This is a genomic window from Streptomyces sp. NPDC059582 (assembly GCF_042735715.1).
GTDB lineage: Bacteria > Actinomycetota > Actinomycetes > Streptomycetales > Streptomycetaceae > Streptomyces.
In genome coordinates this window covers 60,268-86,001 of the sequence record NZ_JBHWCC010000026.1, presented here as the reverse complement: position 1 = coordinate 86,001, position 25,734 = coordinate 60,268, and the positions used below count along the sequence as shown (strand labels likewise).

At 68.2% G+C, this 25,734-nt stretch carries 20 protein-coding genes and 6 pseudogenes; 10 read left to right on the top strand and 16 right to left on the bottom strand.

Going from position 1 to position 25,734, the window contains the following annotated elements:
- Positions 1 to 88 precede the first annotated feature (88 nt).
- Both ACFV0T_RS22555 and ACFV0T_RS22550 read right to left on the bottom strand, forming a co-directional pair.
- On the bottom strand, positions 89 to 877 hold the full coding sequence (locus tag ACFV0T_RS22555; RefSeq protein ID WP_385781872.1) for an acetoacetate decarboxylase family protein: 789 nt from the start codon (positions 875 to 877) through the stop codon (positions 89 to 91).
- Between the two features lie 885 nt (positions 878 to 1,762).
- A pseudogene (locus tag ACFV0T_RS22550) lies at positions 1,763 to 2,160 on the bottom strand (transposase family protein); the annotation flags it as partial.
- An 11-nt stretch (positions 2,161 to 2,171) separates the two neighbouring features.
- Between ACFV0T_RS22550 and ACFV0T_RS22545 the strand changes: the two are divergent.
- Positions 2,172 to 2,264, top strand: a pseudogene (locus tag ACFV0T_RS22545) (hypothetical protein); the annotation flags it as partial.
- Between the two features lie 412 nt (positions 2,265 to 2,676).
- Here the strand turns inward: ACFV0T_RS22545 and ACFV0T_RS22540 are convergent.
- Both ACFV0T_RS22540 and ACFV0T_RS22535 read right to left on the bottom strand, forming a co-directional pair.
- Positions 2,677 to 2,976 (bottom strand): hypothetical protein, encoded by a 300-nt coding sequence (locus ACFV0T_RS22540; protein ID WP_385781870.1) that lies wholly within the window; start codon positions 2,974 to 2,976, stop codon positions 2,677 to 2,679.
- Positions 2,977 to 3,133: 157 nt separating this feature from the next.
- Complete coding sequence (locus ACFV0T_RS22535) at positions 3,134 to 3,616, bottom strand: winged helix-turn-helix transcriptional regulator (RefSeq protein WP_385781868.1); 483 nt, start codon at positions 3,614 to 3,616, stop codon at positions 3,134 to 3,136.
- Positions 3,617 to 3,676: 60 nt separating this feature from the next.
- Here ACFV0T_RS22535 and ACFV0T_RS22530 point away from each other — a divergent pair, with 60 nt between their 5' ends.
- Positions 3,677 to 5,140 carry an MFS transporter gene (locus ACFV0T_RS22530; RefSeq protein ID WP_385781866.1) on the top strand — a complete coding sequence of 488 codons (1,464 nt, stop codon included), beginning with the start codon at positions 3,677 to 3,679 and terminating at the stop codon, positions 5,138 to 5,140.
- Between the two features lie 178 nt (positions 5,141 to 5,318).
- Positions 5,319 to 6,056 (top strand): hypothetical protein, encoded by a 738-nt coding sequence (locus tag ACFV0T_RS22525; protein WP_385781863.1) that lies wholly within the window; start codon positions 5,319 to 5,321, stop codon positions 6,054 to 6,056.
- A 277-nt stretch (positions 6,057 to 6,333) separates the two neighbouring features.
- On the opposite strand, the gene ACFV0T_RS22520 is transcribed toward ACFV0T_RS22525, so the two are convergent.
- Both ACFV0T_RS22520 and ACFV0T_RS22515 read right to left on the bottom strand, forming a co-directional pair.
- A complete protein-coding gene (locus tag ACFV0T_RS22520; RefSeq protein WP_385781861.1) occupies positions 6,334 to 7,785 on the bottom strand; it encodes a membrane-associated oxidoreductase in 1,452 nt (483 codons plus the stop codon).
- Positions 7,786 to 7,900: 115 nt separating this feature from the next.
- Positions 7,901 to 8,074, bottom strand: a pseudogene (locus ACFV0T_RS22515) (transposase); the annotation flags it as partial.
- Between the two features lie 26 nt (positions 8,075 to 8,100).
- On the opposite strand from ACFV0T_RS22515, the gene ACFV0T_RS22510 reads away from it, so the two are divergent.
- Together ACFV0T_RS22510 and ACFV0T_RS22505 are read left to right on the top strand one after the other, a co-directional pair.
- A complete protein-coding gene (locus ACFV0T_RS22510; protein ID WP_385781859.1) occupies positions 8,101 to 8,565 on the top strand; it encodes a hypothetical protein in 465 nt (154 codons plus the stop codon).
- A gap of 177 nt (positions 8,566 to 8,742) precedes the next feature.
- Positions 8,743 to 9,639 (top strand): annotated as a pseudogene (locus tag ACFV0T_RS22505) (aminoglycoside phosphotransferase family protein).
- A 522-nt stretch (positions 9,640 to 10,161) separates the two neighbouring features.
- On the opposite strand, the pseudogene ACFV0T_RS22500 reads toward ACFV0T_RS22505, so the two are convergent.
- A pseudogene (locus tag ACFV0T_RS22500) lies at positions 10,162 to 10,659 on the bottom strand (transposase); the annotation flags it as partial.
- A gap of 401 nt (positions 10,660 to 11,060) precedes the next feature.
- Here ACFV0T_RS22500 and ACFV0T_RS22495 point away from each other — a divergent pair.
- The 3 genes from ACFV0T_RS22495 to ACFV0T_RS22485 all read left to right on the top strand — a co-directional run bounded on the left by ACFV0T_RS22495 (position 11,061) and on the right by ACFV0T_RS22485 (position 14,217).
- A complete protein-coding gene (locus tag ACFV0T_RS22495) occupies positions 11,061 to 11,465 on the top strand; it encodes a hypothetical protein (protein ID WP_385781856.1) in 405 nt (134 codons plus the stop codon).
- A gap of 80 nt (positions 11,466 to 11,545) precedes the next feature.
- Positions 11,546 to 12,430 carry a hypothetical protein gene (locus ACFV0T_RS22490; protein WP_385781853.1) on the top strand — a complete coding sequence of 295 codons (885 nt, stop codon included), beginning with the start codon at positions 11,546 to 11,548 and terminating at the stop codon, positions 12,428 to 12,430.
- Between the two features lie 803 nt (positions 12,431 to 13,233).
- Complete coding sequence (locus ACFV0T_RS22485; protein WP_385781850.1) at positions 13,234 to 14,217, top strand: aldo/keto reductase; 984 nt, start codon at positions 13,234 to 13,236, stop codon at positions 14,215 to 14,217.
- Between the two features lie 33 nt (positions 14,218 to 14,250).
- On the opposite strand, the pseudogene ACFV0T_RS22480 reads toward ACFV0T_RS22485, so the two are convergent.
- Positions 14,251 to 14,349, bottom strand: a pseudogene (locus ACFV0T_RS22480) (IS5/IS1182 family transposase); the annotation flags it as partial.
- 41 nt (positions 14,350 to 14,390) lie between these two features.
- Positions 14,391 to 14,780, bottom strand: a complete 390-nt coding sequence (locus ACFV0T_RS22475; RefSeq protein ID WP_385781847.1) for a hypothetical protein — start codon at positions 14,778 to 14,780, stop codon at positions 14,391 to 14,393.
- Between the two features lie 311 nt (positions 14,781 to 15,091).
- Here ACFV0T_RS22475 and ACFV0T_RS22470 point away from each other — a divergent pair, with 311 nt between their 5' ends.
- Entirely contained in the window at positions 15,092 to 15,958 is an 867-nt protein-coding gene (locus ACFV0T_RS22470; protein ID WP_385781844.1) for an alpha/beta fold hydrolase, read from the top strand.
- Positions 15,959 to 16,066: 108 nt separating this feature from the next.
- Complete coding sequence (locus tag ACFV0T_RS22465) at positions 16,067 to 17,842, top strand: MOSC domain-containing protein (RefSeq protein WP_385781842.1); 1,776 nt, start codon at positions 16,067 to 16,069, stop codon at positions 17,840 to 17,842.
- Between the two features lie 173 nt (positions 17,843 to 18,015).
- Here the strand turns inward: ACFV0T_RS22465 and ACFV0T_RS22460 are convergent, their stop codons facing one another.
- From ACFV0T_RS22460 to ribA, 7 genes are all read right to left on the bottom strand, one after another.
- Complete coding sequence (locus ACFV0T_RS22460; protein ID WP_385781839.1) at positions 18,016 to 18,603, bottom strand: TetR/AcrR family transcriptional regulator; 588 nt, start codon at positions 18,601 to 18,603, stop codon at positions 18,016 to 18,018.
- Between the two features lie 165 nt (positions 18,604 to 18,768).
- The gene (locus tag ACFV0T_RS22455) at positions 18,769 to 19,473 is read right to left on the bottom strand and encodes a hypothetical protein (RefSeq protein WP_385781836.1); all 705 of its coding nucleotides are present in this window, start codon (positions 19,471 to 19,473) and stop codon (positions 18,769 to 18,771) included.
- A gap of 87 nt (positions 19,474 to 19,560) precedes the next feature.
- Positions 19,561 to 19,992 carry an SsgA family sporulation/cell division regulator gene (locus ACFV0T_RS22450; protein WP_385781833.1) on the bottom strand — a complete coding sequence of 144 codons (432 nt, stop codon included), beginning with the start codon at positions 19,990 to 19,992 and terminating at the stop codon, positions 19,561 to 19,563.
- Positions 19,993 to 21,006: 1,014 nt separating this feature from the next.
- The gene (locus ACFV0T_RS22445) at positions 21,007 to 21,927 is read right to left on the bottom strand and encodes a VOC family protein (RefSeq protein WP_385781830.1); all 921 of its coding nucleotides are present in this window, start codon (positions 21,925 to 21,927) and stop codon (positions 21,007 to 21,009) included.
- 51 nt (positions 21,928 to 21,978) lie between these two features.
- Complete coding sequence (locus ACFV0T_RS22440) at positions 21,979 to 22,854, bottom strand: fumarylacetoacetate hydrolase family protein (protein ID WP_385781828.1); 876 nt, start codon at positions 22,852 to 22,854, stop codon at positions 21,979 to 21,981.
- A gap of 446 nt (positions 22,855 to 23,300) precedes the next feature.
- Positions 23,301 to 23,912: a histidine kinase gene (locus tag ACFV0T_RS22435; protein WP_385781825.1), complete on the bottom strand. Its 612-nt coding sequence runs from the start codon at positions 23,910 to 23,912 to the stop codon at positions 23,301 to 23,303.
- An 867-nt stretch (positions 23,913 to 24,779) separates the two neighbouring features.
- On the bottom strand, positions 24,780 to 25,571 hold the full coding sequence (ribA, locus tag ACFV0T_RS22430; RefSeq protein ID WP_385781823.1) for a GTP cyclohydrolase II: 792 nt from the start codon (positions 25,569 to 25,571) through the stop codon (positions 24,780 to 24,782).
- Positions 25,572 to 25,734 lie beyond the last annotated feature (163 nt).

Below are 25,734 nucleotides of genomic sequence, written 5' to 3'. Positions count from 1 at the left end.
CTCAAGCTGACGTCGATCCCGCCGACGTCTGCACAGGCCGGCGAAGCGCCGAAGACGCGGCAGGGATCGACGATGATGTGACCTGGCGTCAGGCCAGCGGTTGAACTCGGGTGACGTTGTACGACATCGAAGCTCTGAAGCCCATCCCTGCGCGAACAGGCGTCAGGTCTGCCAGTTCCTCGCCCGGGGCCTGAAAAAGCTCGATCTCACTCGTGCCGGTCCAAACGTCAGCCACCTGTTGGTCCGCGTAGTCCATCCGAACCAGTTCGTGTACTGCCGGCTTGTCGTATTTGCCCACCTCCAGCGTGGGGAAGTGTCGCAGATTGATCGTGTCCCGGCCCAGAAGGGCTGACGGGTCTTCCAGCGGAGCCTGGAGCGTGATCCGCGCCTGGGCGAGAGTTCGCTCGTCCGACGAGATGCTCGCACCGAAGCGAGCGCCAGGCTCCAGCCTCGGCGAGGCCTTGCCCGGTGACGCGAACACCCGGGTCTGGTGCACCCGGCCCGCCTTCTTGGGGAACCCTTGGACCCAACCGCGAGCGAGTGCATGGTGGTTGTCCACGTAGATGTAAGGACACCATGACACGGGCCGGCCGTCGTAATGGGCGTCGACCAGGACGAAGAATTCCCGGTACTGGCTGCGGACGGGGTCGAGGTACTCGTCGTTCTCGCCGTTGAACTGCCAGTCAACGAAGAAGGCGACAACCCGTCCGGAGGAGTCCGGATCCGGGGTCAAGCCTTCAGGCAGCGTAGCCTCCGCAGCGGCGGGATCGGTCCAGAATTCAACTCCGACGATGTCACCGGCGTAGTGCCAAGGCGGTGTGGGGGCGATGTTGGCTACGCCCTTGGGGGACAGCGGGACGGTGTAACCCTTCAGCATGTGGGGCTCCCTGAGGCGGCCATGGCGACTCGGCAGAGCACGTTGTCGCTCAGCCGGCCCATGACCAGTCATTCATTCACCAAAAGTAGCGCAATATACCTTTGGCGACTTATGTGACCACGCCGATTCGTCTCTGTTTCGCAGCTTGGAAGGCGCTGCATCATGCGAATTGCCGTGCGAATTGAAGCGGACATGCCTGATGCGTGTCGGTACAGGTCAGAAAGCGCAGTCGCTGAGCTCCTCAGCGCGGCCGCGCAGCATCTTCGGCGGCTGACGTCGCGGTGAGGAGACGAGGACGTCGGCAGGGCGGTCGCTGCTCCTGCAATATCGAGCTGCCGTCGCAGAAATACCCGATCGGTAGCCACTCTGAAAACTTTCCTGCGTCGTTCTGCGGAACGCGGTGCCCCTCGGATGGTTCACCTGCCCAGGGAAGCCGGGTGTGGCTCTGAGTGATTGGCCGCCCGGCGCCCCACGACGACGTGGCCGCCAAATGGTAATCGCGAGTGATCGCTGAGTAGGGAATCGACGGCGAGGTCGTCCGTCGGGAGGCACCCGCACACCCCGCGGAGGCGCCACACGGTCGCGACCTGAGCCTGCCTCGACGCAGGAAAGGCCCATCGCCACTGCGTCGCAGTGGCGAGAGCGGCCGTGGGCCGCAGTCACGACGCGTCGCCGACGAGAAAACCCGAACTCCTCGCACTCCTCACCGATGTCTTCGCCCTGGGCGACGAGGTGATCTGGGGGCATCCGCCTGGCCGACGGCGGATCCGCGCATCTTTCACCAGGGGATCGCTCAGATGTCACGGGTCGATCAAGTGTGTGGCTGTCGGTGTCGTCGGGGCAGAGTTGAATCCCGGGGACCCTGGCCCTCCGTCGTAGTCCTCGCATCGCCACGACCAGGCGGCTGTTGGCGTCGATGACGACCTGCAGGTTGGTCGAGTACCGGTAGTTCTTGCTCGAAGCGGCGATGCTCCGGTCCAGGGTGGGCACCAGGGTGCCGTCGACGATGTAGACGGTGTCCTCGCGCGGCCGACGAGCCGACGAGATGGCCAGCAGCGGTGCCAGGTGATCGAGGATGCGGTCCGCCGCGGACTTCGGGACACCGCACAGCGGCGCAACCTGTCGCAACGTGAGATTCGTGCGCCAGTAAGTCACCACCAACAACACCCGGCCGTCCAGCGGTAACCGCCAGGGCCGACCACGCTGGACGTCACCGCCACGACGCCGCACCAAATCCACCAGCCTGGCGAACTGCACCTCGGTCAACCCGAGAACGGCTCGATCGACTTCGATTCTCGTGACCTGTGACGGCTTCGAGGTCGCCCGCCATGCCCGTAGCTGGGCCCGCCACCAGACCATCACCGACCCCGACCACGCTGCCGCTGCCACGGCCGCGGCAGCCCGCAAGAAGGCGGCCGATACGAAACCGGCACCCACGGATGCGACGGAGGTCGAGGAGCGGTCACCGGAGATCTACGGCCGGATCTTCGGCGTGATCGACGGCGGGCTGAGCACGGGTGAAGGGGCGGCTGATGAGCACCAAGAACGGCACGAACCAGGCCTGGACCAGTCGCGACGTCGATTCCGAACTGATCTATCTGGCCAAGGCGTTGAAGGCCCCGGCCCTGCGGAACGCCGCGGCACGGCTGGCAGAGCGGGCCCGCGACGAGGGCTGGAGCCACGAGGATTATCTCGCGGCCTGCCTGCAGCAGGAGGTCGCCGCCCGCGACTCCCACGACGCCGAGGGACGCGACCGGGCGGCCCGTTTCCCCCCGCGCACTGTTGGCGCCCCACGCATGTCACGGCCCCCGTCCGCCGTACTGCCGGGTGATAGCCGTGTGCCGATTCCCGCCGGCCGCACGCGCCCCGCCGGCGAACGGCGCCGGCTCCGCGAAGACACCCCACACACCCCGCGGGCGACGCCGCAGGGCGGCGCCCCGGCGCAGTACCGGCCCCACCCGCGGGCACGTCCCGCGCGCCACGGCCCCCAGGGCGGTCCGCAGCATCGTGGTCGCCAGCGCCGTGGTCCACAGCCTCGCGGCGCCCGGGACGGTGCCGGACAGCCACGGCCTGCGGGCCCCGTCCGGCGTCATGCGCACGGGAGGGCTCCGGCGGCAGGACTCCTCGCCCCCGGCATGCCCGTGCACGTCGTGCCCGGCCGGAAGCAGCCCGCCCCGGCCACCCCGGCCGAAGCCGGAGGCCGGCGGCGGCGTCGTCGCGGTGTCCTCGGCCGGTGAGCGGTGGCCGCCGCCTGCCCTACGGGGTGTCGTCGACCGGGCCGGAGCGGTCCCAGCCGGGGACCAGGTCGTCCCGGTGGACGTCCTCGCCGTGGACCTGCTCGCCGCAGGTCTCGCAGAGCGTGCGGGCGACCAGCTCGTGATCGTGGTGACGGATCAGGCCGGGCGGCGCGGTGACCGCCCAGCGGTCGCCCCAGCCGATGAGCTCGCGGGTGATGGCCCCCAGATCGCGCCCCGCCTCCGTCAGGTAGTAGCCGCTGTAGCGGGCGTCGTCCGGCAGCGGGCGCCGCTCCAGGACACCGCTTTCCACCAGCGCCTTCAGCCGCGCCGCCAGACGGTCCGTGGGAGCACCGGTGTTCCTGGCGATCTGGCGGAAGCGGTGGTTGCCGAGCATGACCTCACGGATCGCCGGCAGCGCCCACCGGTCACCGACGATCTGCAGGGCGGCGGCGAGCGAGCAGGGCCGTCCGGCCAGGTCCAGGGGGTCGATACGTGTGGTCACAGCCCCCAGTATCACCCGGGAGGGTTTGATTTCCAAATCACCCTGTGCTTGGCTTGCAGCATGTCGCTGCTTCGATTTTCAAAGCACCCTGGGACGGCTGCCGCAGTCGTCCTGGTCGCCGTCTTCATGACCAACCTGGACCTGCTGATCGTCAACGTCGCACTGCCCGCCATGGGCAGAACCTTCTCCCCCGGCGGCGACGGCACCGGCCTGGGCGCCCTGTCCTGGGTCCTCAACGCCTACGCCATCACCTTCGCCGCACTGCTGGTCGCGGCCGGACGGGCCGGCGACCGCATCGGCCAGCGGCCCGTCTTCCTCACCGGGATCGCCGTCTTCACCCTCGCCTCACTGGCCTGCGCCCTGGCCCCGAACCTGCCGCTGCTCATCGCCGCCCGGGTGGTGCAGGCCGCCGGAGCAGCCGCCCAGATCCCCACCTCCCTGGCCCTGCTGCTGGCCGCCGTACCCGCCGAGCGCCGCACCCAGGCCACCCGCAACTGGGCCGCGGTCGGCGGACTCGCCGCGGCCGCCGGACCCGTCGCCGGCGGCCTGCTGACCCAGGCCGACTGGCGATGGATCTTCGCCGTCAACCTGCCCATCGGCCTCGCCGCACTCATCGTCGGCCGCACCGCCCTGCCCCGGCCGGCCGCCCGCGAAAACGGACCCCTGCCCGACCCTGCCGGCGCCCTGCTCGCCGTCCTGTCCACCGCCACCCTCACCGCAGCCCTCGTCCAGGCGCCCGGCTGGGGCTGGACCAGCACTCCCACACTCCTGCTGCTGGCCGTCGCCGTGGCCGGCGGCGGCGCATTCGTGTACCGGTCCCTGCACCACCCCCGCCCGCTGTTCGAACTCGACCTGCTGCGCCTGCCCCGCTTCGGCGCCGCAGGCGCCGGCAGCCTCGTCTTCGGCACCGCCTTCGCGATCATGCTGCTGTCCAACGTGCTGTGGTGCCAGGACGTCTGGCACTGGAGCGCCCTGCACACCGGCCTCGCCCTGGCCCCCGGCCCCGCCCTCGTCCCCGTCGTCACCCTCCTGACCACCCGCGCCGCCCAACGCCACGGCCACGGCCCGCTCGTCGCCGCCGGCGGCCTGCTCTTCGCCGCCGGCATGGCCTGGCTCGCCCACACCGCGACCACCACCCCCGACTACACCCACGGACTGCTGCCCAGCCAGCTCCTCACCGGAGCAGGCACCGGCCTCGCCCTGGGCACCCTGGTCGCCGCCGGCGTCCACGCCGTCCCCGCCCACCGCGCCGCCACCGGAGCAGCCCTGGTCAACTCCGTCCGCCAGATCTCCGCCGCCCTCGGCGTCGCCGTCCTCGTCGCCATCACCGGCCCCCACATCAGCGCCACCTCCCACCACGACTTCCGCACCCTCTGGTACACCGCCGCCGCCCTCGGCCTGGCCACCACAGCCTTCGGTATCCACCTCACCCGCAAAACCACCCCCACCCCCGCCGCGCCCACCACATCCAAGGAACCCACCACACCCGAGGCGGACACACAGGCCCTGACCGACGCACCCTGAGCCACCGCACCCGGCACCCGGCACCCGGCACCCGGCACCCGAACGCCACAAAGCCACGAACTCGGAGCCCTCAGCGCGTCACAAGGCCAGGAGGGGTCAGAGGGGCGGGCCGGCCGGCGCAGGGTGCGGGGCCGGGCGGGCGGCAGCGGCCGGTGGTGCCTGTGTGCTAGGAACAAGCATGGCGTTGAAGATCGAGCGAACTGATGCACGTACGTGGCCTGATGAGCAGATGAAGGAGCTCTTCAGCGAGGGCTTTCCGCAGTTCATCACGGCTGACAGGCTGGTGAAGGACTACATAGGCAGGGTCGGCGAGTGGTTCGCCGACCTGAACCTCACTCTGATCGACGAGCACGAGGTGCCGGTCGCATCAGGTTGGGGGGTGCCGATCCACTGGGACGGCCTGCCCGAGACACTTCCCACCGGGTACACGCAAGCCCTGGTCCGTGCGGTCGAGGGCCGCGAGCAGGGAACAGAGCCCAACACTCTGGTGATCTGCGGGGCAATCGTCACCCCGGCACTCAAGGGACACGGGCTGGCGGGCGAAACCCTCAAGGCGCTGCGCCACACCGCGCACGACCGCGGCTGGCCGCAGGTCATCGCCCCGGTCCGCCCGACGATGAAGGCCCAGTACCCGTTGACACCGATCGAGACGTTCATGACGTGGCAGCGGGAGGACGGAACGGCGCTCGACCCCTGGATCAGAACCCACCAGCGCCTCGGCGCCCAGATCCTGTCGGCGGCCCCCGCCTCGCAGACGATGACCGGCACCGTGGCCGAGTGGGAGCACTGGACCGACATGGCCCTCCCCGCGTCGGGTGATTACGTCATCCCAGGCGGCCTGAGCCTGCTCAGGATCGACCGGGCCGCCGATGAAGGCGTATACCAGGAACCCAACATCTGGATGCGACACAGCTGAACGGCACACCGGTCTGAACGGGGAGCGCCGCACCGTCTGCCGCACGCCGTGTCACGAGCAGCGCCCAACACCGCCGATCCCGCAAGGTGTCACCGGGCACCTTGCGGGCACCCCCGCGAAACACTCCAGGTCAGCCCCACGCCGCCACGGCCAAGCTCACCAGTCTCCACCAGCCCTGACCGGCAGCCGCCCCGGCGGGTCGAGCCCGGCATGCCGGTCTTCACCGACCCGTCCCCGAGCCGCACCCCGAACACCTGCCGGCAGGGGCGTGAACCCGCTATGGGCGGCTGAGGGTTCGTGTGATCCCGGCGGCGATGGTAGTGGCGAGTACCCAGCCGACGGCGATCAGCAGGTAGGACAGCCACTGATAGAAGCCGGCGGGCGCGAAGGCACTCTGCTGACCGAAGTCGACGACCGGCAGCAGGAGATCCAGCGTGTAGACGGGAGCATTGAAACCTGGGCCTTTGCCGTGCTCGACCGGGGGCGGAGGATGCGTTCCAAACGCAACCCAGCCCACAAGGAGCAGGGCCAGGAGCCAGCCGCCGGCACGCGCGGGACGGAAGCCGTAGCCCACAGCGGCATCCTGGAGATGACCCCACAGCCTGGCGTACCAGGGCATTGCGGCCCGGCGCCGGCGCTGCTTCGCGAGTTGGACGGTGCGGGCTTCGGCGTCATCACCGACGCGGCGGTAGGAGGCCGCGAGCTGTTCATAGCTGTGAGGGACGAAACCGTCTGCATCGCGCTGCAGCAAAGCAAGCCGGTCAGCGGCGGGAAGGCGTGGAGCAAGCGCCTCGTACATCAGTCCCTCCAGACGTACCGTGGCCGGCCAGACCTGCGGCTCCGCCTCGATGACTTTGAAGGCGGCGTAGTGCATTCTGACGTCGCCGCGGACGGGGTGAGCACCCCGCAGCGTCAGCTGTACGGCCTCACAGCTGCTGATACCCAGGGCGACGCCGCCCGGATTGCTCAGCCTGGCCTCGATGAAGGAGACCCAGCCTGCGACCTTGGCGCCCGTAAGCCTGACCCGGCCCTCGGCCGTGAGGCCACCGCCGTTGAGGACGGTGCCGACGGTGAGCCGCGCCGCGTCGAGCGCATCACCGTTCGTGCTTTGCACCTGGGCGTCCTCCAGATTGACAGCCCCCTCGACATGGGCCGTGCCCAGCCGGATCCCGCCCAGCGCCACGAGGCCGGGCGCCCATACATCAGCGCCCACCGAGGCATGATCGAGCTGGAGCGCCCACCCGTCCCCCGACCCGAGACGTGCGCCGTCCAGGAAGATCCCGCCGGAGATCCCGGCGTTGCTCAGCCGCACGCTCCCCGCTACCCGGCAGTCCGTGAGCCGCAGCGCACCCTCGACACGCAGGGACGTGGCCGCCAGGGCGGGAAGGCAGGACCCGCTGATGTCGAGCTGGCGGGTCTGCGCCCCGTCCAGCTCCAGGCAGTGCTGGAAGCGGCACGAGGCCACACGGACCGGATGGCGTATCTCTGCGTGCCGCAGGTCGAGGACGCCGGTGATCACGGCCCCGGCGATACGCAGAGCGGGCGCCTCACCGGATTCGGACGAACCCCCCAGCACGAGGGCCCGGATGACCTCAGCCCGCACCATCCGTTCCGCGTCCTGAACCGTCGCAGGGTCCTCACGCCCGTCTGGGCGAACGTCGACCGTCACACCACGCGGGAACGCCCGCCAGATACGACGTTCCAAAGACGTCAGGCCTGTGATGTCCATCCGCAGGACCCTACCCATGACGTCACCACGGCACAGCCGGGACCGCTCTCCTGATCCCACAACCGCTCGTCGAAGTCAGTGCCCCTAAAGCCTCTCGGCGTTGGCCGCTTCGATCACTCCTCGGCGCGCCCGGCCGCAGCCGGCTACTCACGTCCACCGCCAGGACAAGCCGGCCGTCGGCGGCCTTGGGCTGGGGCGACGCGGCCAGAGTCTGCCGCGACCGCCCGGCGCCGAGGCGGCCACGATCCAGGACGTCGTACAACGCGCCCTGCCCGCGGCGGCGGCCAGCACGGCAACTGGCGATAGCGTGCCGGCATGACGGCTGAGGGTGCGGCGGCGGACGGCGAGGCGCTGGCGGGCGGCATGGCCAACGCAGGCGCGGTCTTCCGCAGGGGTGCAATGGTGCAACGCCCGGCGCCGCGCAACGCCTATGCCCTCCACGCCTACCTTCGCGCCCTGAAGAAGCACGGCTTCGACGCGGCCCCGACCCCAGCCGGCCTGACCGCGGACGGCCATGAGCGGCTGACCTTCATCCCCGGCGACGTCGCACTGCCTCCGTTCCCGCCCTGGGCGCTGTCGGAAACCGCCCTCAAATCTGTGGGAAGCCTCATCGAACAGGCCACCAAGACCTGCCGGGCCTTCGTCGCCGCCCGCGTGGCCGACGGTGACCCCGTCTACCTCCAGACACTGACCGAACTAGGTGAATGGCAACGCTGGGACAGGATGCAAGCCTGGCTCGCCGCACACCACGACACGTTCACAGCAGCCCTGCTGAACTGACCCACCACACGTCACGACACCGACGAACGAACCGGCCCGGGACGCGTCCCGCCGTTCCGTCCCACAGCCCCTGGTCTGCAGCTCTCTGAAGCGAATTGGTGATGCCAGAAGAATCACGGCGCGATGTTCCGAAGAGCGAGAGCAACTCCGCCCGCCGCCTCGGTACTGTGGCGTCGCATGACCGACACCGAGATCGAGATCACCGCAGACCTGGTGCGCGACCTGCTGCAGGAACAACATCCTGACCTCGCAGGGCTGGCCATCCGTGAGGTGGCGGGCGGCTGGGGCAACCAAATGTGGCGCCTCGGGGACGAGTTGGCCGTGCGCATGCAGCGCATGGACCCCACCCCGGAACTCCAGCTCAAGGAGCGGCGGTGGCTACCCGTGCTGGCCCCGCGCCTGCCGCTCCCGGTGCCGACCCCGGTGCGGTTCGGCGAACCGTCCGAGCGCTTCCCCAAGCACTGGACCGTGATGACGTGGGTTCCCGGCGAGCCGCTGGACCACGCCTCGATCAGCCGCGGCACCCACGCGGCCGACACGCTGGCGGGCTTCCTCCGGGCGCTCCATGTGGAGGCGCCCGCCGAGGCGCCGATCAGCTCGGACTTCGGCGCTCACCCCAAGAAGTGCATGGACGGCTTCGACCACTTCTTCCACGCCGTCGTCCCCGACGACCTCGCCGACGATGTCCGGGCCGTCTGGGACGACGCTGTCGCGGCGCCCGAGTGAGAGGGCCCGCCGGTGTGGGTGCACGGCGACCTCCATCCCGCGAACGTCGTCGTCTCGGACGGAACGCTCTCGGGCATCGTCGACTTCGGTGCCCTGTTCGCCGGCGATCCGGCGTGGGACCTCGCCGCCGCATGGGTGCTGCTACCCGCGGGCACGGCCTCACGGTTCTTCGACATGTACGCGCATGCGGACGAGGCGGCGATCCGGCGCGCCCGCGGGCTGGCCGCCATGAAGAGCCTCTTCCTGATGCTCATGGGGCAGAACGGAGATCGGGGCCTTCCCGGCGGCAAGCCGAACTGGGGACCCGCAGGCCGGTCGGCACTTGATCGTGTCCTGAAGGGCGTTTGACGGACACCTGGTGCGCGAAGGCACAAGACTGCTGGGAGCCCGACAAGATCGGCACCTACCGACGGTGCGTGCGAGCCGCGCTTGCCGCCCCGAAGACGTGACGTCTCCTGAAACAAGCGGGACGGTGCGACCTGGGACGCTGTTCTCACGCAGATGAGGACGGCGGCGTACCACCGCTTCGCCATCGCCCGGTGTCCGTCGGCAGACCCGGACACGGCGCGCCACGAGCTGGATGACATGCGCGACAGGTTCAACAGCGCTGCCGGCGACACCGATTTTCCTCCGACAAGCTCTCGCTGGTGCGATACGACTGGGCCCTGTACCGCGAGCACCAGCATCTGCCGGACCCGCGGGCGACGCGGGCGCTGACCGGCCCTGTGTGGCGGTCGCTGCGCAACTCGCACATCTGGTAGGGCTTGGTCAGGCCCGTATGGGGGTGGGTACGTCTTGGTGGCGGGTTGGGCAGGCGGCCGGTCCAGGGGGCGCGGAGTGTCTGCAGTTCCCGGACGGCCTGGTAGAGGCTCAGACCTGCACCGCGTCTTTTGGGTCTCGTGCCAGTCGTTGCAGGGTGCAGAAGCAGAAGGCGTGGGCGGCGGAGACGAGGGTGACGTGGTGGTGCCAGCCGTTCCAGGTGCGGACCTCAAGTGGGCCAGTTCCAGGGCCTGTTTCATCTCGCGGTTGTCGTGCTCGATGCGGCAGCGCAGCTTGGCGAGGCGGACCAGCGTGGCCGGCGGCATGCCGGAGGGCAGGCTGGAGAGCCAGAACTGCACGGGTTCGGGTTCGCCGGCAGGCCATTCGGCCGGCAGCCAGCGTTCGGGCAGCTCCGGACCGTCGCTGGCTGCGCGGATGCCGCGTCCGGCCGGCTGGATCCGCAGGACAACGAACCTTGAAGCATGCGCTTGAAACCGCTCTGGCCGTTGCCCGGCCGGGATCCCTCTCGCCAGGACACCGGTCGGGCGGCCAGCCCCCCGCCCCGATGACCAGGCTTTTCGTGGTCTGGGCAGGCTCGGGGTACTGCATCTTCGCCAAGGTCGCCCGCAGTGACTTGACTGCTCTGTCGCAGGTGAGCAATTACGAATACTTCCGGTGATCCCGTCACGGCACATGCCGATCCGGTTCCCGGTTTCACCTGGCGGGCGAGGTAGGGGCACAGGCCGGGGCTGCAGCTCATGGTGTCGACCAGCTCACCCGGTGCGGTCACCGGTCGCTGACTCGCCCGATGTGGCTTGGATGGGTCCCAGGACGTTGGCCAGAACTGAGATGGCGCTACGTCCAGTGGACGGCCACGCTGTCACGTCGAGGGGAACGGCCTCAATCGCGGCCGTACACGAACTGCCGGGGGCCGGAGGAACGATGGGGAGCCCGGCCAGCCGCCAGCGAGGGGAATGCTCGTGAACAGACGCAAGCGCATTGTTGTGGGCGTGCTCTCGGCTGCTCTTATCAGCGGCAGCACGCTCCTCGCCCAGCCGGCGTCGGCAGGTGCCGACTGTGCCAACGGCAACCATTGTGTCTACTACTACGACGTCGGCGCCGACAGGTTCTCGTTCTTCGACAGTGACACCAACTTCACCGACGACTACTTCCCCAACGGCGCGGTGGTGAACGACAACATCGAGGCCGCCAGCAACTCCAGCACCGGTGGATTCGAGAGCCACTACTACTACGACATCAACAACGGCGGCGGCCTGGTCTTCTGCGTGAACCCCGGGCACACCGTGTACCGCAGCCAGCTCAGCACCGACAACGTATACGGCAACCACGTCGGTCAGATGGACGAGGCCAGCTCACTGAGGCTGCGTCCCACCACAACGATCCATTGCTTCTGATCCGCATGCGACGTGATCGGTTCGGGGGCCGCGAAGCGTCGCAGCGACGCGGCCTCCGGACCGCTGGGCTCCTGCTGGTGATGGGACTGGCCGTTGGCAGTGTGGTTGCCTTCAGCGCATGGAGCAGCGACCCGGGCATCAGCCCGCAGCCGCGCCCGGTCTCGCTCGACGCGCTGCACCGGCTACCACCCATCAACGCGGTCGTCCACTCCTGGGATCCGGCAGGCGCACGCATCACCCTGGCCGAACAGCGACTGACCGCGGCATGCATGACTAGGCACGGGTTCAGCTACCGGCCTGCCGCGCCGGGCACGGAGGCCGACGTGGAGTGGCCGACCCTCTTCGGGCAGGAGTCACTCGCACCTCACCGTGCCCGTACCCGCGACGGATCCGAACCCTCGACGGGCCGGAGCGCGGCCTACGGCCGGGCCCTTCTCGGCGACCCCGACAAACAGGTCACCGCTCACGGCGAGCGGCTCTCTGTGAGCGCCCCGGCCGAAGGCTGTCTTGCCGAAGCCGAGCAGCGCATGCTGGGCAACGAGCGGGTGCGGTGGATGCAACTGCAGATCCTGCTGCAGGAAGGACAAGAGGACGCGTTCGAGATGGTCACGCGTGACCGCCTGTTCCGCGCCGCGAACGCCCGCTGGATTGCCTGCATGCACCGCGCGGGTTTCGACGTCGCGTCCCCGTCCGAGTTGGCGGCCCACCCGCAGCCCGGGAAGGACGCGGACAGTGGCCGGCTGACCGACCTACGATGCAAGGAGGCGGACGACTACCTGACCGTCGCCTACACCCGGCTCGCCGTGTGCGAGCGCCGGTGGCTGACCCAGCACCCAGACGTGCTCAGGGACCGTACGGCACTCCTGCGCCAGCAGGATGCGGCCGCCCGAACGGTCATCGGCTCCGGGACCGGTCGTGGCAACTCCGCCAGCAGGCCGACCGGAACCACCGACCACTACCGGTAGTTCCTCAATTCCGCGGCGCGAGTGACGGTTCGATCGCCACGCCCTTCGACGAATCGCAACCGGGACTCCCCAAACGCTTGTATCCGGTGGACGAGGAAGAGCTGCATGCCGGAGCGTGCCGCACAGTGGCACGTCATCTTCGCCGTGCCGGACGATCAGCACGTCACCCGCGTCCTGTACGCACGCGAAGGAACCCTCCCCGTGGCGTGGACCGATCAGTGATCGCACAACCGGCGAAGAATCCGCTCGACCGACGCGGCAGCACGGCTGGGTTGAGCAGGTGATCGGCATGGTGCTGTGCCTGCTCGCCTCGTGGTCACGGCAGGCAAGCAGGTCAACGAGTTCGTCGATGGCACCCTTGAGTGCGCGGTACCAGACCGTCTCCTCCGTGTCGTCCGTGTCGTCCGTGTCGTCCGGAGCGACCGGAGCGACCGGAGCGACCGGAGCGACCGGAGCGACCGGTGTGAGCGCTACACCGAGCAGGGGGTCAGTGTCCACCTGGCGTCTGACCAGGTGAACGTCGGCCTGCTTGCCGGCAGCGCCGGCGTTCTGCTCACGCTGCACACCCTCAGCGCTCCCCGCCCCACTGACCTGGGTGGGAGACGTGCCTCCTCGTGAACCACCGGTGTCACGAACACGTATGCAGGACGGTCTATGTCTGTGCGGGCTATCCGCAGACTCCGCTGTGCGCGATCGAGCACATCAGGTGATCCTCTCGTCGGAACGCGGGGCCATGCCACGTGATGGCTGTCGAACAGAGGCGCGTATGGTGACGGATCGATGCAATAGGGAAGGGAATCTTGATGCGGACGGTGGACCTCGGTAGCCAGGGACTGCGCGTGCCGGTGCAGGGACTGGGTGCGATGGGGATGAGCGTGGACTACGGCGCCGGGGATGAGCGGGAGTCCGTGCTCACGCTCAACCGCGCGGTGGACCTGGGCGTCACGTTCATCGACACGGCGGAGTCCTATGGCCCCTTCGAGAACGAGAGGCTGATCGCCCGCGCGCTGGGACACCGCCGGGACGAGGTCATCCTGGCGACGAAGTTCGGCGTCGACTTCGCTGACGACGGCACGCCCGGTCCGCTGGACGGCCGGCCGGAGCACATTCGCCGGGCCGTGGAGCGTTCGCTGCGCCACCTGGGCACGGAAGTGATCGACCTCTACTTCATGCACAGGGTCGATCCCGGGACGCCCATCGAGGACACCATCGGCGCGATGGCAGAACTGATCGCTGCGGGCAAGGTCCGCTACATCGGCCTCTCTGAGGTGTCCTCCGAGACCATCCGCCGGGCCCATGCCGTCCACCCCCTCACCGCGGTCCAGTCGGAGATGTCGCTGTTCAGCCAGGACCTGCTGGACAACGGCCGCAAGGCCACGATGGACGAACTGGGCATCGGCCTGGTCGCCTCCTCACCCATGGGCCGCGGCTTCCTGAGCGGAGCCATCCGCAGCATCGACGACCTGGCCCCGGACGACGCGCGGCGCGGACTGCCCCGCTTCTCGCCGGAGAACATCGCCGCCAACCTCGTCCTGGTCGAGCGCGTACGGGAGATCGCCGGCGCACGCGGTGCGACGCCGGGACAGGTCGCACTCGCCTGGGTCAACGCACAGGGCGCCGTCGCCATCCCCGGCACGAAGAGGCGAAAGTACCTCGAGGAGAACGCCGCAGCCGCCGAACTCGTCCTGACCCAGGACGAACGCTCCGCACTCGGCGCCGCCGTCCCAGCCCGAGAGGTCAGCGGCGCGCGCTACACCGCGCAGGCGCTGGCGTCGACCAACCGATGACCACGCGCACTCGCGTGAGGGGGCGATGCTCCCCGCCTGCCGGTCCGGCACTCGAGGTCTGCCTTCCAGCAGCTTCGGTCCCGGCGCGGGCAGCAACGGCTCGATGAGCGACCACAGTTCATCCGACACGATCCACGGCCTCGACTGACGTTTCCCCCATCACGCCGAGATCATCACACCGAGGCCAAGCGGAGGTCCCCAGCCCAGCTCTCACAACGGACCCGACCCGTTGGGAATGTGACCTCCAGAGCGACGCGCCCGGTGATCGGTGGGTGTTCCTCCCGCACCTCTAAAACGTCCTCCCCGACGTGGTCCGCGAACGGCATCTCCTCACCGACCGCCCCCACCGTGACGCGCCCCGAGCCGCCCATGTCGTAGCCGGCGTCCGGCTCCGACGCCGCAACGATCAGACACCGATCCGATCGGGTCGTGAGGTGGATGGCGGCACCCCGGTCAGCTATCAGCCGCACGTCAGCGGGCCCGCGGGGGGCACCACTGCCGTACAGGTGCCACGAGCCGACGACCTCCGCGAGCCGACGACCCACCAAGCTCTGCGCGCTCACCCCAGCACCGTGAAGCGGACACTCGTTCGACCCATCAGGCTCCATCGGCCGACAGTACCGCCGACCGATCTCCCAGGTCACAGCGTTATAAGGGACAAGCCATAGGCGTGGTTAAGTCGCGTTGTCCTTCTTGATGGTCAGGACTAGCGTGGTGAGTGGCAATAAACGTCATATGCCGTGGGGCTAGGACGCCACGCAGGGGAAAACAGCCCCGAGGCTCCGCGACGGTCACCCTTGGCTGAACGCATTGCATGAGCTGCCACGTGGGTGGATCTGACGCATTTCAGCGCCGGAGGGCGCAAGAGGTTGATGTGCTTCCCACGCGACACAAGTCAGCGACCATCAAAGGGCAAAAGGTCTTCTACCGAGAAGCAGGCCCCAGCGACGCGCCGGTCGTGCTGCTCCTCCACGGATTCCCGAGCAGCTCACACATGTTCCGTCATCTCGTCCCCGCACTGGCCGATGACTATCATGTGATCGCCACCGACCACATCGGATACGGCCACTCGGCTATGCCCAAGGTGGACGAGTTCGACTACACCTTCGACAACCTGGCAGGGGTCACCGCCGGGCTGCTGGATCATCTGGGCATTCAACGCTTCGCCATCTACGTGCACGACTACGGAGCGCCGATCGGCTGGCGCCTGGCCCTCGACCCTTCCTTCGACGTCAGCGCGATCATCTCGCAGAGCGGGAACGCGTACATGGAGGGTTTCGCCAAGCCCTTCTGGGACGATCTGTTCGCGTACGCCACCGATCCCAGCCGTGACACAGAGCCGGGTGCGCGGGCCAAGTTCAGTCCCAGCACGACGCGTTGGCAGTACGAGAACGGCGCGTCCGACACCAGCCTCGTCAGCCCTGACACCTGGATGTTCGATCAGCTCCTGCTGGAACGGCCCGGCAACGACGAGGTCCAGCTCGCCCTGTTCCGTGACTACCCCACGAACATCGAGGGCTACCCGAAGCTGCAGGAGTACTTCCGCACCAGTCAGGTGCCTCTGCTCGCGGTCTGGGGCGAGCGGGACGAGATCTTCGGGCCGGACGGCGCGCGAGCGTTCTCGCGCGACCTGCCCGAGGCCGAAGTCCACCTGCTGCCCGCCGGCCACTTCGCCCTCGAGACGCACCTGGACGCCGTCAGCGGATACATCCACGGATTCCTCGGACGCGTCCTCACATGAGAGATGGCCAGACCCGCCCGCGCCGACTGTTCGTGAGAGGGCGCGGCAGTTGAAGACATGCGCTTCCCGATGCGGCGGGCGGGAAGCGCGTCCCAGGGAGGCGGCGCGGTGGCCAGACTGACAGCGATGAACGTCGGGATGCCGCAAGACGTGCCCTGGCATGGCAAGACCGTGTACACCGGCGTTTACAAGCAGACGGTGGCCGGGCCGCGGATGGTGCGCCGGCTGAACATCGACGGAGACGGCCAGGGAGATCTTGGCGGGCACGGCGGTGAGCAGCGCGCGGTGCTGGTCTACCAGCTCGATTCCTATCGGTTCTGGGCGAAGGAACTGGGGCGCGACGACCTGACGCCGGGCCAGTTCGGCGAGAACTTCACCGTTGAGGGCCTGCCCGACGACGAGGTCTGCATCGGCGACCGCTACCGCATCGGCGCCGCCCTGTTCGAGGTCACGCAACCCCGGGTCACCTGCTACCGCGTGGGGCTGCGCTTGGGCGAGCCGCGGATGGCGGCCCTGCTCGTGGCTCACCACCGCCCCGGCTTCTATCTGCGCGTCATCGAGGAGGGCGAGGTCGAGGCCGGGCAGGAGATCGTCAAGGAGTCCTCCGGACCGGAGGCCATGACCGTCGAGGAACTCGACCGCGTGCTCTACCTGCCCGGCCACACCCGCGAACAAGTCGAGAGGGCCCTGCGCATCCCCGCGCTCAGCCCCGGCTGGCAGGGTTCCATGAAGACCCTCCTGGAGCAGGACGACAACCGGACCTCCGGGAGTTCCTCCGGCAGCGCCGGGCTCACCGCCGCAGCCAACGCTCCACCGCCTGCCTGGCCCGGCTTCCGTCCCCTGACCGTCACTCACATCCAGCCCGAGAGCCGCAGCGTCTTCTCCTTGTGTCTGGCCGCCGCCGACGGCTCCGCGCTCCCGGCCGCGCTGCCCGGCCAGTTCATCACTGTCAAGGTCTGGCCCGAAGGAGGCACTCCGCCCCTCATCCGCAGCTACTCGCTGTCCGGCGCGCCGGGTACCGGCACGTACCGGATCAGTGTGAAGGTCGAACCCCACGGCGCCGCCAGCAACGAGCTGCGAGCCCACATCCGTGCCGGCGACCGTGTGGAGGCCGCAGCGCCCCGCGGCACCTTCTGCCTGGCTGAGGGAGCCAACCCGGTCGTGCTGCTCTCCGCCGGGGTCGGCGCGACCCCGGTCCTGGCCATGCTGCACACCCTCGCCCGCGCCCGCTCCACCCGGCAGGTGTGGTGGCTGCATGGAGCCCGCAACGGCAGCGAGCACCCCTTCGCCCAGGAAACCCGAGACCTGATAGCGGCACTGCCCGACGCACGGTCGGCCGTCTATTACAGCAGACCCACCAGCGCCGACCGGCTGGGCGTCGATTACGCCGCAGCCGGACACCTGTCAGCCGAGCTCGTCCGCGAGCTGGGCCTGCCGACCGACGCGGACGCGTACCTGTGCGGGCCGGCCACCTTCATGGACACCGTCACCGCCGAACTCGTGGACTACGGCCTTTCCGCCTCCCGCGTCCACACCGAGATCTTCGGCTCAGGCGCTGCCATCACCCCCGGTATCAAGGGCGCGGCATCGGCACCGGCGCCGCACCAGCCCCCAGGTCCTGCGGGCGTCGGCCCGCAGGTGTCCTTCGCTCGCAGCGGCCTCAACGTCCCCTGGAACGATGCCCAGGAATCGTTGCTCGAACTCGCCGAGGCCTGCGACGTACCGGTCCAGTGGTCCTGTCGCACCGGCGTCTGCCACACCTGCGAACTGGCTCTCATGTCCGGGTCGGTCGTCTACTCGCCCGACCCTGTCGAGCCCCCGGGCGAGGGCAACATCCTGATCTGCTGCTCCAAACCCGCCGGAGAAGTCGTACTGGACCTGTGAGTCGCGCCGTTGCAGGCAACAGCGCTGCGACGCCAGCAACTCGGCTTGTCCGTGGGAAATCATGCGCCGATGTCGAAATGGGAATGCTTCCTCGTTCGCGAACAGCCCAATGTGGTTGAGTAGTTGGCGGAGACAGTCCGGCAGCGGCGGAAGGTGTACTGCGACACGCGGGGTCAGGCACCGAGAGCGGGAACAACCACGGCATCTATGTAAGAGGGGAGAAATGACTGCGTGGGCGGCAACTGGTCGATGACGCTGCGGACTGCGAAGGCGCCGATCAACATGTGAAGCAGGTAGCCCTGCGCAGGGTTGTCCGGCAAGATTTCTCCGCGCTCGGTGGCGCGTCCCAGTATCTCTCGCAGTTCCTCGATCTCCGGCTCGATGATCAGCTCACGGAGGGCGCGCAGGAGATCGGGGTTCTCATGCACCACCGTGGCCAGACCTCGCAGAAGCGCGTAGTTCTGGTCTATGCGGACGTCATCCTCGCGCGTCACCACCGCGTAGAAGTCGCCTCTGAGAGAACCAGTGTTGATACCGCTAGCGGCCGGCTCCTGTTGCCGGATCGCCCCGGCGACAAGCTCGGCCTTGCCGCCCCACTGGCGGTAAAGCGTTGCTTTGCTGGACCGGGTTCGGGCCGCCACGGCGTCCATCGTCAGCGCGTCGTATCCGACCTCCCGAAGCAGGTCGAGCACGGACATATACAGCTCGGCCTCGCGCTCAGACGTGATCCGAGTGCGACGCGCCGATGCGGCTTCCGCCACCCCCACTCCCCCCTCTACGGCTCCATAGGAGTCCCCGGACGAAACGAAACTGTTTCGTACACTCTTCGTGCTACCCGTTACCGGCCGCCCCACCTGACCGGCTCCGACTGCAGTTGGCGAGGCCTCGACGGATTCGTCAAGGCGAAGCCCGGGACGGCCCTCCTGCTAGAGATTCGTGCCGGTGTCGCCACCGTCAGTCGAAGAGTCTCGCCGCTTCCTCTCAGCTGAAGCAGAGAGGCCCTTGTGCTCGTCCAGCAGTTCAAGTAGCGCGGCGTCGGCCTTCTGTTTGTCCTCTTTCGTCAGTTCAAGAGGTGCGTTGCTGTAGACGGCGTACCGGTCGGGATCCATGATGTTGGCGGCCCTCAAGGTGAACGTCAGAAGGGTGCGCCACCCCTTGCGGTGGCCGAACCTCGCCTGAATCTGGACCTTGTAGTCACGAGGCTCCGGATCGAATCCGGAAAATGGTGCCTCGAACTCGATGATGAGCTGCTGCGCTTCCCTGCCAGCCACGGCAAATCCGGCTGGCAGCTTCGCCTCGTCCTCAGGACCAGGTTGGAGACGGGACGGTGACGACACCCACAGGAGTGGCAGGTGGGAGGCGGGCTCATCGGGGAAAGTCAACCTGAGATCCTGGACGACTATCGGCTTGGCACCGGTGTTGTGAAGGACGAGCGGAAGCCTCAGACGAGCCAGGGAGCAGTGGACAATCGCAGCGAAGGAATGAGGCTCCCACGACTTCAGGCACCCTTGCCTGGCGTTGATCCACCAGAAGGATGCGACAGTGAAGATCAACGCGCAAACCGACACGACGCCGGCGCCGGGAATCGACGGAGACGCATCCTGAACCGCATTGGCAATCAGCGGTAGCACAAATTCAGTGTGCCAGCCCCAGACTCCACATGCTAACTCGGCGACACAGGGCTCCTGAGCTTGAGAGGCACAGCCTACGGGTGTGGATCACCAGGACCCTTCACCCGTAGCAATGAGGTGCGTGAGCCAGGCGTCCAAGTCAATGTGCCCGGACTCAGCTCCCCTAGGTACCACAGCCTCCGCGTCTTGGAGGAACAACCTGATTTCACGTGCCGGGGCCTTGAACAAGGCCGCGCCGTCTGGCGGATTGAGGAGGATGTACAAATCACTGGCGCCATGCTCCTCGGCGGGCCATACGCGTACGTCTCCCTCACCGGCCGGACCCTCCAGACCATCGGCGAGAAGGTCTCGCCCAATAATCCATTGCACCGTCTCGTCACTGCCGGTGGCGAATGAGGCGCGGACAGCATAGGGATCGCTGGGTTCGTACTGCAGGCTCATGCTCGTGCACAAGGACATTTCATGCGAGATGACGAGCTGTACAGGTAGCCCCCGGATCACGGTTCGCAACGACTTCATTGCTCTCAATCCTGGAGCCGAGTCGCGCGGTGAGAGCCACTGAATCTTCCGCCGCCGGAACGAGCGAGGCCGGGACATGGAAGCGGTACTGCGACGGCAGGTGCGGGATGCCGCAGACATCAGTTGCCGGACGAAGGCGACCTTCGCGTCAGCGGCCGACGCTGTCGCACGCAGTACTTCTGGCACCAAGAAGGGCTCTGCCGGACGCCTCCAGGGAGGAGCGAGGGTGACAGGCATGCGCTTCGCAAGGTTACTCACAGGTTTTCCCTTCAGCTCAGAGCGTTCTGCCGACTCAGCCGGCACTCAGGTCGCTGACGCGATTCGATTCACGGGTCAGGAAGATGCATCCCGCACGGCGGCCGACCTGCTCTGCGTCAGTAGACGCACAAGAGGTGCCGGTGCGCTGACACTCGAGGTTCCAAACGCGGTACGGAACCACTCATCAGTAATACCATACACTGTATGGAACGGTGAAGAGCCTGCCAGAAAGGGCAAGACTCGCCTGATCGCTCATGGTGCCGCCGCAGGACCCAGGCCTCGTGCAGGGCGATGCAGGGCGACGCCCCGCATGCCGAACCACCTCACCCCGAACGAGACCAGCCCATGGCCCGAGGGCTGCGTCGCGAAGTATCCGGGCCCGCCCCGCAGGCAGCGGCAAGTCGAGAACTCGGCCTGCGGCCGAAGCCGTCGCTACCGCTGAGAGCTACAACAAAGTGACGGTGAGAGCCCACGACCAACCGAGGTCAGCTCCCAGATTTCTTCGACCGCAGCCGTCGGGGGAGGCATCTTCCTGCTCGGTGACGCGGCCGATCTGCCTGTTCAGGTGCGGTTTCGCGTCGACGACAAGGCTGGGCGATGAGCCCATGGGCATCGGCCGTCAGTTCAGTCAGCGCCAGTGTGTGCTGAGCGCGGACCACCTTGGTACGCAGATATCAGAACTTGTGGGCCGTGGTGCGGCGCCGACGACCAGCACGTCGTATGCCCGCGTGGGGGGGACCTTGTGTAGAGGTTCGTTCAGCTGACGCCGTGCGCGCCGGTCATCATCGCGGCGAGGTCGTCGGGGCGGATGAAGGACGGCGGCACGGGCGGGCCCCAGCTGTACAGGGCACTGGCGCCCTCCCATGTCTCGGGGGTCCACAGTTGATCGTCCACGATGCAGTCCATGTCGGAGTAGTACTCGGAGAAGTTGCCAGCCGGGTCCTTGAGGTACCAGAAGAAGTTCGCTCCCAGGCGATGGCGGCCCAAGCCCCACACATGGCGCTCGGGGTGGCCTTCGAGCATCCGGGTGGCGCCGCGCCCGACCTCGTCCACGTCGTCCACCTGCCACGAGGTGTGGTGGAGGAAGGAGACGGGGGCCTTTTGTACGAGGACGTTGTGGTGATCGGTGGAGCAGCGCAGGAAGGCCGCACCCGGCACCAGGTCGCTGACCTTGAAGCCGAGCCCTTCGGTGAAGAAGCGTTGGGAAGCCTCCTGGTCGGTGGAGCCCAGGACGACGTGTCCGAGGCGGCGGACGCGTACCGGCCCGTCACGCAGCACGCCGGGGGCACACACACCTGCCCGCTCGACCCGCCCGGGGCCGTTGTACGGCACCGCGGCGGCCGGGGATTGCACGACGCGCGGCTGCACCTCGACGGTCACCGTAACCGCGGTGCCCGGGTCAACCGCACGCAGGCGGTGGGAGTCCCGGACGAACGGCCTCTCCAGCCGGTTCAGTGCGGAGGCGATCCGGCTCAGGTCGTCGGGGTCGTCGGCGCTGAGCGTGAGCTCCTCCAGGCGGCGCCGTACCGCGTGAACGATCTTGAGCTGCTCGCCGCCGTCGGCAGTGGCGAAACGGTCTTCGCCGAGGTCTGTCAGCCCGAAATCAGCGTAGTAGGCGGAGGTGGCGGCTACGTTGGGAACGCCGATCGTGATGTGTGCCACGCGGTGCAGGGCCATGGCAGTCTCCTAAAAATGCTTCAGCGTGCGGTGATGTACTTAGGCCGTGCGTCAGGCGCTCTGCGGGCCTTCGGGGTAACCAGGGCCGGCAATCAGCGGATTGCGCAGCTCACCGATGCCTTCAATCCAGCTGCGCAGTTCCTCGCCGGGGGCCAGGAAGCGGCGCGGATTCCGGGCTCCGCCCACACCGTCCGGTGTGCCGGTGAAGATCAGGTCCCCAGGCAGCAGCGGGCAGATCGCGGAGATCCAGGCGATCTGCTGGGACACCGAGAAGATCATCTGGGAGGTGCGCGAGTCCTGCATGGTCTCGCCGTCCACCGCGCAGCCGAGCGCGAGATCGTCGGGGGCGTCGAACTCGTCCGGGGTGACCAGTACCGGCCCGGTCGGGCTGAAGCCGGGGAACGACTTGCCCAGCGAGAACTGGGGCGCCGGCCCCTGCAACTGGATGCCGCGCTCCGACAAGTCCTGGCCGAGCGTGAGCCCGGCCACGTGCTGCCACGCGTCCGAGGCGGCGATCCGGTACGCCTCGCGACCGATCACCGCTACCAGTTCGACCTCCCAGTCCACCAGGTCACTCGGCAGCGCAATCGTGTCGTAAGGCCCGGTCAGAGACGTGGGGTACTTGGTGAAGACAGCGGGACGCTCCGGTACGGCGACCGCCGACTCCGTCACGTGGTCGGCGTAGTTCAAGGCGACGGCGAAGACCTGGCGCGGGCGCGGAACCGGTGCGCCCAGCCGCCGCCCTTCGAAGGGCATCCGCTCGGGGCCGGTCGCGACCGCGGACCGGGCCCAGTCGCGGAACTCGGTCCAGCGCTCGAAGGCTGCCTGCGGGTCCGAGGAGAACAGCCCGTCACTGGCCTTCTCCACGTCCACCACACCGTCGTCGAAGACGAGCACCAGGCGGCCGTTCAGATTGGCTGTGCGCACGGCACAACACCTCCATGAGATAGAAAAAAAGGGGTGATCAGCCGGGCAGCCGGTATCGCTCTGCCCGGAATTGTGGGTCGTGTGGCCGGCCAAGGTCCCGCGGAGTCAGGGCTCGGCGCAGCGCCAAGACAGGCCCAACCGCGATTCCCGCAGCCCGGAATCTGACAGACGTCCCGGACTGAGCCGGACATCGCACACCAAGGTCGTCCCAGCCACGGTGCTCAGTGACGGGCCTGGACAAGCTGCGGGACAGGGCACTCGTCCTCGCACTCCCAGCGGCCGGCCTGCGCCACGGTCCGGCCCACTGCCTCCTGGCCGTGAGATGGGGCCACATCGGTACGCGGACCGCCGGCCGGACACCGACTGGTATCGCAACGCGGCCATCATCCGAACACCTACAGCGCCCGGGGCCGCGACCTGCGCCCTGCCTGTGACGACGTGTGAGGTCAGGCGACGGGGCGTTGGAGCCGCTGCTTGAGCGACTTGCCGCGTGCCTCCATCGTGGCCTCCAGCTGGGCCTTCTTGTGCTCCCGACGCGCCTTGGCGGCCTCACGCTCCGCAGCCGACTCCGCGTCGCGGACCGCCTTGACCTCGGCTTGCACCCGCTCGGCCGGCCTGCGCTCCAGCACCGCGCCGAATCGCATCGCGAACACGTCGATCGCCGCGGTGTCGCGCTCGGCGACCTCAGCAACCAGCACCGTGCTGCCCGCGCTGACTTCGTCGGCCACCAGCGCCACCAAGCCTGAACCCTCCGTCGCCCGCCGCCAGTCGGCACCGCCGCCCACCAGGGCGCCGGTGCCCCAGCCCAGCACGACGCCGAGCGGTCCACCCAGCAGGCCCACCACCGAACCGACCAGCCCGCCGACCAGCGTGGCCTCCCCCGCCCTGGTGTCCACGCCTTCCGGAATCCGCACCGTCGCGTCCTCCCCGCGCTCGACGAGCATCGCACCCCGGACCTTCACAGTCGGGCCGTCCAGCCGCTGCAGCTCACTGAGCGCCTGGTAGGCGGAGGCCTGTTCGGTGAAGCGGAAGACGACGATGTTCTCTGTCTTGCCCATTGCCACTCCTCAACTGCTCATAGGTCCTGTACTCGAACTGCTCATAGGTCCTGTACTCGGCGGGAGCCCCACCTGTGAGACATTGTGTATCGGAAAGCTTCTATGAGTCAAGTCGTCTCATAGATGTCCGGGTGGCGTCGCCACGGCCCCGCGCCGCCGCAGAGGCTTGGAAGCAGGCGTCGGCCGAGCCAGACGTGAGGTGGACCCCCGTCGCACCGGGGCGGCCCCAAAAGCTCCCGGGCTCGGGCCTTGGGGCGTTCATCCGCGCCGCGCTCGCCCAACGCCAGGGGGGCCGGGCCAAGTCCGCGGCCACCGGCCACCAGCCACCAGCCACCAGCCACCAGCCACCAGCCACCAGCCACAGCATCTCGTTCCCGGCCACCGTCTGACCAGATCCGACGGCAGTGGGCGCTCTGGATACTCGAGCCGGTGTTGCCCTCGTCGTCGAAGAATCCCGCCGCTTGGTCTCGCCCTTGGCGGTAAGGCCCTTCTCCTGCCCCTCCAACAGCTCCAGGAGTGCTGCGTCTGCCTGTTCGGGGCCGCGTGTTCTTGCTGCGTCGTTGCCGGTGGCCAGGGCCGACCGCGCAGCTCCGTTCGCTCCTGACGGTGTTCGTGGCCGACGACGGCTGGGTGGCGGGAGTGGCCATCATGGCGTCGATCGGCACCGCCATACCGGCCGTGCCGCCGTCAACATGCCAGGTTCGCTTTTCCTGCCCGGTCGGCCCTCTCCGGGCGTTGGGTCGGCAAGGTTGCCGTCAGGGCTGGTACGGCGGCGAGGACCCACCCATCGCGGCCGCCGGGAGGCCCAGGTCGAGCAACGACCCGACCGCGATGGGTGCTCTCAGCAGGGAGACACTCACTTGTCACTCATGACGACGACGCGGGGCCGGAACCCTGGCCCGACGAGTCCATGGCGAACATTGCTCCGGAGCGGTCTTCGCCCGTCTGCTCGGCCTGTGGCTGGAGTTGTCTCGAGACGTTGGGCTCGGCCGTCAGTTCTGTCAGCGGCAGTGTGTGCTGAGTACGGACCACCTTGGCACGGAGGTAGCGAACGTTGTGAGCCGTGGTGAAGACGCCCGTGGGAACGTGCTGGGTCACCGTAAGGCCCAAGGTGCGCAGCTGGGCTGCCTTGTCCGGGTTGTTGGAAAGCAGGTCCAGCTCGCAGATACCGAGAGCTGTAAGCATCTGCGCGGCAGCGGTGTAGTCGCGGGCGTCCTCGGGCAGGCCGAGGGCCGCGTTGGCCTCGTAGGTGTCGAGGCCCTGGTCCTGGAGGGTGTAGGCATCGAGTTTGTTGTAGAGGCCGATGCCGCGGCCCTCCTGGCGGAGGTAGAGCAGGACGCCGCCGCGGTCCGCGATGCCCTCGACCGCCTCGCGCAGTTGCGGGCCGCAGTCGCAGCGGGCCGAGCCGAAGACCTCTCCGGTCAGACACTCGGAGTGCAGGCGCACCAGCGGGGGCCGGCCGGCGTGCGGTTCGCCGAGAATTACGGCCACATGTTCCTTGCCGTCGGCGAGGCCGTGGAAGGTGGCGAGGTCGGCGGTGACCGCATAGCCGTCTCCGAATCGGAGCGGGACCGTCACGCGGGTACGAACAGTTGCTGCCGACAGGCTGGTCGCATTGCTGCTGTCGTCGGGTGGGGTGGCGTTGCGTGAGTCGCGCATGTCGTCTGCTTCTCCGGGGCGGCGGTTGCGGGTGTTGTTCGCACGATGGGCGGACGCCGACGCCAGGACGCCATGGCGGTACGTCGATCACGACGAGGCGCCGTCATTTCGGCCTCTTCTGCGCAACCCTGCTCTTCGCGGGGACGCCCAGGCCGCACGCCTC

Bases quoted from the DNA above. Each gene is read 5' to 3' on its own strand.
- ACFV0T_RS22555 (WP_385781872.1), bottom strand. From the start codon at position 877: ATGCTGAAGGGTTACACCGTCCCGCTGTCCCCCAAGGGCGTAGCCAAC.
- ACFV0T_RS22530 (WP_385781866.1), top strand. From the start codon at position 3,677: ATGTCGCTGCTTCGATTTTCAAAGCACCCTGGGACGGCTGCCGCAGTC.
- ACFV0T_RS22525 (WP_385781863.1), top strand. From the start codon at position 5,319: ATGGCGTTGAAGATCGAGCGAACTGATGCACGTACGTGGCCTGATGAG.
- ACFV0T_RS22520 (WP_385781861.1), bottom strand. From the start codon at position 7,785: ATGGACATCACAGGCCTGACGTCTTTGGAACGTCGTATCTGGCGGGCG.
- ACFV0T_RS22510 (WP_385781859.1), top strand. From the start codon at position 8,101: ATGACGGCTGAGGGTGCGGCGGCGGACGGCGAGGCGCTGGCGGGCGGC.
- ACFV0T_RS22490 (WP_385781853.1), top strand. From the start codon at position 11,546: ATGGGACTGGCCGTTGGCAGTGTGGTTGCCTTCAGCGCATGGAGCAGC.
- ACFV0T_RS22485 (WP_385781850.1), top strand. From the start codon at position 13,234: ATGCGGACGGTGGACCTCGGTAGCCAGGGACTGCGCGTGCCGGTGCAG.
- ACFV0T_RS22450 (WP_385781833.1), bottom strand. From the start codon at position 19,992: ATGAAGTCGTTGCGAACCGTGATCCGGGGGCTACCTGTACAGCTCGTC.
- ACFV0T_RS22445 (WP_385781830.1), bottom strand. From the start codon at position 21,927: ATGGCCCTGCACCGCGTGGCACACATCACGATCGGCGTTCCCAACGTA.
- ACFV0T_RS22435 (WP_385781825.1), bottom strand. From the start codon at position 23,912: ATGGGCAAGACAGAGAACATCGTCGTCTTCCGCTTCACCGAACAGGCC.
- ribA (WP_385781823.1), bottom strand. From the start codon at position 25,571: ATGCGCGACTCACGCAACGCCACCCCACCCGACGACAGCAGCAATGCG.